This window comes from Thermus islandicus DSM 21543 (assembly GCF_000421625.1).
GTDB classification, from domain to species: Bacteria; Deinococcota; Deinococci; order Deinococcales; family Thermaceae; genus Thermus; species Thermus islandicus.
The window spans coordinates 1-6,342 of sequence record NZ_ATXJ01000038.1; the positions used below are offsets into that span (position 1 = coordinate 1).

The following is a 6,342-nucleotide window of genomic DNA, read 5'->3' on the forward strand; positions in this document are numbered from 1 at the left end:
TCGGAAGACTTGGGGAATCCCTATCGGAAGACTTGGGGAGTTTGCCCCCTCCCCTATCGGAAGACTTGGGGAGTTGGTATCGGAAGACTTGGGGAGAAGGGGCGGCTTGTATCGGAAGACTTGGGGAGTTTTGGCCCCGGAAAGCCCGTCCTCATCGCAAATCAGGTTTGGCCTGTTGTTGATCATATAGTCAAAAGCTCTTAAACCTAACTGATTAAATGATGATCATCAAGGGGGTAGAACGCTTCCAGAATGCTGGCTCCTCCTCTCGCCCTTGGTCCCCAAGTGAAAAGTTTCCCCGCTTGCCCCTTTCCGGCGCCCCGCAGCCGGAGGGCCTCGAGGGGTTTCCCCCACCTAGCCAACCCCCCTTTTCCGCCCCTAGGGGTGGGGACTGTAGGCTCCTACGCCTCCTCTCCCCTGCCCCAGCGGGAGCCGGCGGAATCCGGGCCCATGGGGGTAGCCTTGGGAAGGGACCTCGCTTGCCCTTTTGAGGGGAAACACACAGCCCGTGAGGTTTGACCCATAGCGATAAGGAGGGGTATAATCCCGGCAACATGACCAAGACCATCCTGGTCCCCCTAAAGGAGTGGGCTTTGGAACAGGGCCTTTCCTACTCCGGTGCCTTGAAGTACATCCAGGAGGGAAGGCTTCAGGCGAAGCGGCTTGGCCGCTACTGGTACGTGGTGAAGGAGGTGGAGGCCCCTGGCGGCGAGGGGGTGGTGCTGACCCTCTTCACCCACGCGGGGGGGGCAGGGAAGACCTCCCTGGCCCGGGACCTGGGCTACGAGATGGCCTCCCGGGGAAAGCGGGTGCTGCTCGTGGACGTGGACCCTCAGGCGAACCTCTCGGCCTGGCTGGGGGTGGTGGACGCTCCCGTGGAGGAGACGCTTCTTGGGCTTTTGGAGGGCAAGGGGCGCTTTAAGCCGCGGGAGGTCCTGCCTGGCGTGAGCTTGATCCCTGCGCACGTGGAGCTGGCCCGGGCGGAGCTGGTCCTCATCCGGGAGCCCTACAAGATGTTTGCCCTGCGGAAGGCCCTCCAGGGGTTCCGCCAGGAGTATGACCTGGTGCTGGTGGACTCCCTCCCCTCCTTGGGCTCCCTGGCCGGGGTGGCGGGGATGGCGGGGGACGGGCTTCTGGTCCCCGTGGAAGCCTCGCCCAAGGGCCTGCAGGCTTTGCCCACGGTGCTCTCGGTGGCCCGCGACTACGCGGAGGGGCTCGCCTCCTTAGGGATGTGGGGCGGGACCACCTTCGTGCGGGCCCTCATTCCCAATGGCCTCGAGGGCACCGTGCGGGACCGGGAGGTCCTGGCCCAGCTCGAGGTCCTCGCGGGACGGGTTCCGCTTGCGCCGCCTTTGGTGCGCCGCCCGGCGGTGTACCGGGAGGCCCAGGTCCAGAGGCTGCCGGTGCAGGCGGTGGGCGGGGAGGAGGTGCGGCGGGAGATGCGGGCGCTCGGGGACTTCCTGGAGGGGGTCTTGGAGGAGGTAAGGGCGGATCTTCGCAAGGAGGTGGCCCCGTGAAGCGCAAGCCGAGCCCCATGGACCCCTTCTTGGCGCGGGCCCTGTCCGCCCTGGAGGAGATGGAGGGGAAGCCGGTCCAGGCCGGGGTGAGGGCGCTTCCCCTCGAGGCCCTCGTCCCCCAGGCCCAGCCCAGGAAGCGGTTTGAGGCCCTCGAGGCCCTCGCCGAGTCCATCCGGGAGAAGGGGGTCCTCCAGCCCCTCCTGGTGCGCCCCCTCGGGGAGGGGAAGTACGCCATCGTGGCCGGGGAGAGGCGCTACCGGGCGGCCCTGATGGCGGGGCTTTCCGAGGTGCCGGTGCGGGTGCTGGACCTCTCGGAGAAGGAGGCCCGGCTCCTCGCCCTGGTGGAGAACCTGCAGCGGGAGGACCTGAACCCCTACGAGGAGACCCTGGGGGTGCTGGACCTCCTATCGGAAGACTTGGGGAAAACCAGGGAGGAGGTGGTGGGGCTCCTTGAGCGGATGCGGAAGGAGAAGCGGGGGGTAGCAGCCCAAAACGTTTTGGGCAGCCTCGAGGCCAAACGGGTGGAGGAGCTCTTCCGGCTCCTCGGGCGCCTCTCCTGGGAGAGCTTCGTGCAGGCCCGCCTCCCCCTCCTCTCCCTGCCTGCGGACCTAAGGGAGGCCCTCGAGGCGGGCGCCCTCCCCTACACCGCTGCCTTGGAGCTCAAGAAGGTGAAGGACGAGGGCCTGAGGCGCGCCCTCCTGGAGGAGGCCAAGGCGGGGCTTTCCCTGAGGGAGCTCAAGGCCAGGGTGCGGGAGGCCCTCAAGCGGGAGAAGCCTCCCAAGCCCTGGCCCCGGGAGGTGGGGGAGAGGCTCCTCCGCCTAGACCTCGAGGCCCTCCCCCCGGAGAGGCGGGCGCGGGTGGAGGAGAAGCTGAGGGAACTCCAGGACCTCCTGGACTAGAACCCGGGAGGTTCCGCTCTAGAGCTCCACGCTCCATCGCGCCCGCGCCAGAAGCTCAGTGAGATCGTAGTTCACGCTGGTGGCGGCGAAGTCTGGCTCCCGCTGGAAGGGGGCAGGAATGTAGTGGGCTCTTAGGGCCCGCTCGCCGTCGGTCTCCACCACCACGAGGAACCAACTTTCCGGCTTGTTGAGCCCGGTGAGGATCTGGGTGCGCGAGAGGGTGACCACCCCGGAGCCTGGGCCCTTACCTTTTACCTCAAGGAAGCGGAGGGAGCCATCAGGCAGGCGGGACTCAATGTCGTAGCCAGGCCAGCCCGGGGGCATCTCCCGGGGCTCGTGGCCCTGCAGGCGTTCCGCCCGTAGGACCGCCTCCACGGCCAGGCGCTCTAGCCTCCTGCGAGCCTCTTCCTCTGGGCTTGATGGGCCTTGGGCCAGGGGAGGGATGACCCAGATGGCCTGGGCGAGCCTGGGGGGTAGGGAGCGGAGGTGCCTCGCCTTAAGGAGTTTCTCCTCCCTCCTGCGCAGGCGCTCCTTTAACTCCTCCGCCCGCTGCCTCGCCCGCTCTGACCGGGCTTTGGCTCCGGCTTTCCCCTCCCTCGCCCTTGCTTCTTCCTTCAAGGCCTGGGCCTCCCAGTACCAGATCTCCGAGAGGAGGCGCTCCCGCACCGCCTTTAAGGTGCGGTCCACCTCCCTTTCCCGCAGGCTTCGCACCTCCTCCACGTGTTCCCGGGCCAGGTGCTCCACAGCGTAGGTTTCCGCCTTATCCAGGAGCCTGGGGAGGTCCAGACGGCCTGCGAGCTCCAGACCAAGGCGCCGCTCCTCCTCCGTGGCGGGGCGCAGGTCCAGGTAGGGGGCTGGGCCTTCGGCCCGGACCTCTCCCTTGAGGTCAACCCCCACGTAGAGGAGCTTCCGAGAGACGGGCCCCCGGGCATCCTCCACCTCGTGCTCTAGGGCCAGGACCAGGCGGGGCTCCGTGGCGTTCTCGTCCACCAAGACCGTTCCCCTCTCCAGGTACTCCCCCCAGGCCTCCAGCACGGCCTCCAGCACCGCGTCCAAGAGGGGGTGGCCGGGGACGAGGAAATCCGCCTGGGGCTTCCCCGGGAGGCTCACCCGGTCCTTGTGGAAGGTGACCCGGGTGTACTGCCGGAGCACTCCCGCCTTCCGCACCCTGGGGGGCACGTAGGCCACCTCCATCCGCCCCACTTCCCGCAGATAGACGCTTCCCCCGAGCCTCTCCAGAGCCTCCCGGAAAAAGCTCGTGAGGTAGTGGGGCTGAAGCCTCCTGGCCTCGGCCCGTTCCATCTCCTCCCGGAGGTGCTTGAGGCGCCTGGGGTCCAGGACCTCCTTGGCCAGGGCCCCTTCCAGGAGGGCGAGCAGCCTCTCCCGGTCCACGGCCCCCTCCACCTTCCGAAAGAGCCTCGCCCGCACCTCTGGGTCCTCCCCGTAGCGGATGGCCTCCAGCAGGAGGTCCTTGAGGGGCTGGTCCTGGAAGAGCTGGCCCAGGACGTCAAACACCCGCCCCCCCAGGTCCCGGCTCTGCTCCTCCAGCTTCTCCAGGAGGCGGAGGTAGACCTCCCCCTCCCGGGTGTTCTCCGCCACCAGGTTCCACATGTGGCAGACCTCCCTCTGGCCGATGCGGTGGATGCGCCCGAAGCGCTGCTCCAGCCGGGCCGGGTTCCAGGGAAGGTCGTAGTTCACCAGGAGGTGGGCCTGCTGCAGGTTCACCCCTTCTCCGGCGGCGTCCGTGGCCACCAGGATCTCCACCTTGGGGTCCTGGGTGAAGCGGGCCTGGCGGAGGCGGCGCTCCTCCCGGGAAAGCCCCCCGTGGAGGCTCACCACCGCCTCGGGGCGGCCCAAGAAGGTGCCGAGGCGCGCTTCCAGGTACTCCAGGGTATCCCGGTGTTCCGTGAAGACAATGAGCTTCCGTCCGCGGACGAGGTCACTCTCCAGGAGGCGGCGAAGCTCCTGCCACTTGCGGTCCCCCTCCAGGTGGAGGAGGCCCTTGGCCTGGGCCTCGAGGCCCTTCAGGGTGCGGATTTCCGCCTCCAGCTCCGCCGCGGTGCGGGCGGCGGTGGCCTGGTCCAGGACCTCGGGGAACCCTTCCAGCTCCTCGGTGGGGAACTCCTCCAGCTCCTCAATGTCTTCCTCCTCCAGGAGGGGAAAGCCCGGGGAAAGCCCACGCCGCACCTCGGAAAGCCTCGCCTCCAGGCGCTTCCTGCGGCGCTCTAAGGAGCGGAAGAGGGCGAGGGGGCTCGAGGCCAGCCTCCTTTGCAGGAGGGTGAGGGCGAAGCCCACGGTGCGCCGCCTTCCCTCCTCCAGGGCCTCCGCCCGGTTCATCTCTTCCCGCACGTAGGCGGTCACCGCCTGGTAAAGGGCCATCTCCTCTGGGGAGAGGCGGTAGGCCACGGTGTAGGCCCGGCGCTCGGGGAAGAGGGGGGTGCCGTCAAAGCGCACCAGGTCCTCCTTCTGCCTTCTGAGCCAGACCCCCTCCGCGTCCAGGGGCGGGCTTCCCGGCCTCGGCTTCCCGGCGAAGCGGTCAGGGTCCAGGAGGGCGAGGAAGAGGCGGAAGTCCTCCTCCTTGCCCCGGTGGGGCGTGGCGGTGAGGAGGAGGAAGTGCTTGGCCCGCTCGGAAAGCTGCTGGCCCAGGCGGTAGCGCTGGGTGGCCTTCACCTCCAGGCCGTAGTAGGTGGCGGACATCTTGTGGGCCTCGTCCACCACCACCAGGTCCCAGTCCACCTCGAGGGCCCTCTCCGCCACCTCGGGGAAGCGGGCGAGTTGGTCCAGGCGGGCGAGCCAGTAGGGGTGCTTGCGGAAGGGGTTCTCCAGGCTGTTTTCCAGCAAGGAACGGGTGAGGATCTCAAAACCCAGGCGGAACTTCTCCCAAAGCTCCTCCTGCCACTGCACCACCAGCGCCCCTGGGGCCACCACCAGGGCCCGCTCCAGGGCGCCCCGAAGGGCGAGCTCCTGCATGTAGAGCCCTGTCATGATGGTCTTCCCCGCCCCCGGGTCGTCGGCCAGGAGGAAGCGGAGGGGGTTTTTCCGGAGCATGTGCCCGTAGACCGCCTCAATCTGGTGGGGAAGGGGCTCCACCAAGGAGGTGTGCACGGCCATCCAGGGGTCAAACAGGTAAGCGTTCTGGATGCGCTTGGCCTCAGCGGCGAGCCGGAAGAGGTCCCCGGGGGCGTCTAAGGGGAAGCGGGCCTCCTCCTCCGCCTCGAGGCGGGCCAGGTCCTCGGGGTAGAGGAGGGCCTCCTCGAGCCTGCCCGAGGGGGTGCGGTAGGTGACCTGGAGAGCGCTTCCCAGGGGGAGAACCTGCTCCACCCGCACGCTTCCTTCGGGGGTGAGCCCCCGAAGGCGCACTCCAGGGGCGAGCTTCCCGCGCTCCACGGGAGATAGCCTAGCAGGAGACCAGCGGGCTCTTATCAACTACTGACGGCTGAAGCCGTCAGCTTGCCGCAGCGGCATGAAGGAGGGAGCCCTCATGCCACCCGACAATAGGCCGGTTGACAGCGGCTCTGGCGGCGATGTTCACCGCCGCCACGCGGTCGGCGTGGTCGGAGAAGCCGCACCACCGGCACGCGAGCTTCCTCTTGTCCTCAAAGCCGTAGAGGGGACAGGTGCGGGAGGCGAAAACAGTTAAAAAACAGCGCACAAATCCGCACACTTCCTCTCCTCCACGCTCGCTTCGTCCAAAGGCACAAAAGCCCGCAAAAGGCGGCAAAAGAGGCAAAAGGGGGTAAAATGAACCCAGGAATGCCCAAAGGCCAAGCCCCCAAGCTCTACCTCGGCGTCCACGCCCGCCTGGTCTTCCCCGACCCCAAGGAGGAGAAGGCGGTCCTGGACCTCATGCGCCGCTTCTCGGCGGCGAAGCGCTTCGCCTACCAGCGCCTCCTGGAAGGGAAGTCCCGCGAGGAGCTCAAGCGGGC

At 67.8% G+C, this 6,342-nt stretch carries 6 protein-coding genes; 4 read left to right on the plus strand and 2 right to left on the minus strand.

Annotated features, from left to right (window positions below):
* From H531_RS14620 to H531_RS0112000, 3 genes are all read left to right on the plus strand, one after another.
* Nucleotides 1-204, plus strand: a 204-nt coding sequence (locus H531_RS14620) for a hypothetical protein (protein ID WP_211210542.1), incomplete at its 5' end; no start/stop codon positions are given.
* Nucleotides 205-554: 350 nt separating this feature from the next.
* Nucleotides 555-1,517, plus strand: a complete 963-nt coding sequence (locus H531_RS15185; protein ID WP_022799559.1) for a ParA family protein — start codon at nucleotides 555-557, stop codon at nucleotides 1,515-1,517.
* A 41-nt stretch (nucleotides 1,518-1,558) separates the two neighbouring features.
* On the plus strand, nucleotides 1,559-2,416 hold the full coding sequence (locus H531_RS0112000) for a ParB/RepB/Spo0J family partition protein (RefSeq protein WP_028490841.1): 858 nt from the start codon (nucleotides 1,559-1,561) through the stop codon (nucleotides 2,414-2,416).
* Nucleotides 2,417-2,434: 18 nt separating this feature from the next.
* Here the strand turns inward: H531_RS0112000 and H531_RS0112005 are convergent, their stop codons facing one another.
* Both H531_RS0112005 and H531_RS14370 read right to left on the minus strand, forming a co-directional pair.
* Nucleotides 2,435-5,803 carry a helicase-related protein gene (locus tag H531_RS0112005; protein ID WP_022799561.1) on the minus strand — a complete coding sequence of 1,123 codons (3,369 nt, stop codon included), beginning with the start codon at nucleotides 5,801-5,803 and terminating at the stop codon, nucleotides 2,435-2,437.
* A gap of 58 nt (nucleotides 5,804-5,861) precedes the next feature.
* The gene (locus H531_RS14370) at nucleotides 5,862-6,080 is read right to left on the minus strand and encodes a zinc ribbon domain-containing protein (RefSeq protein WP_342664355.1); all 219 of its coding nucleotides are present in this window, start codon (nucleotides 6,078-6,080) and stop codon (nucleotides 5,862-5,864) included.
* A gap of 89 nt (nucleotides 6,081-6,169) precedes the next feature.
* Between H531_RS14370 and H531_RS15365 the strand changes: the two genes are divergently transcribed.
* A partial coding sequence (locus H531_RS15365; protein WP_500691340.1) for an SSO2105 N-terminal domain-containing protein occupies nucleotides 6,170-6,342 on the plus strand: 173 nt, incomplete at its 3' end.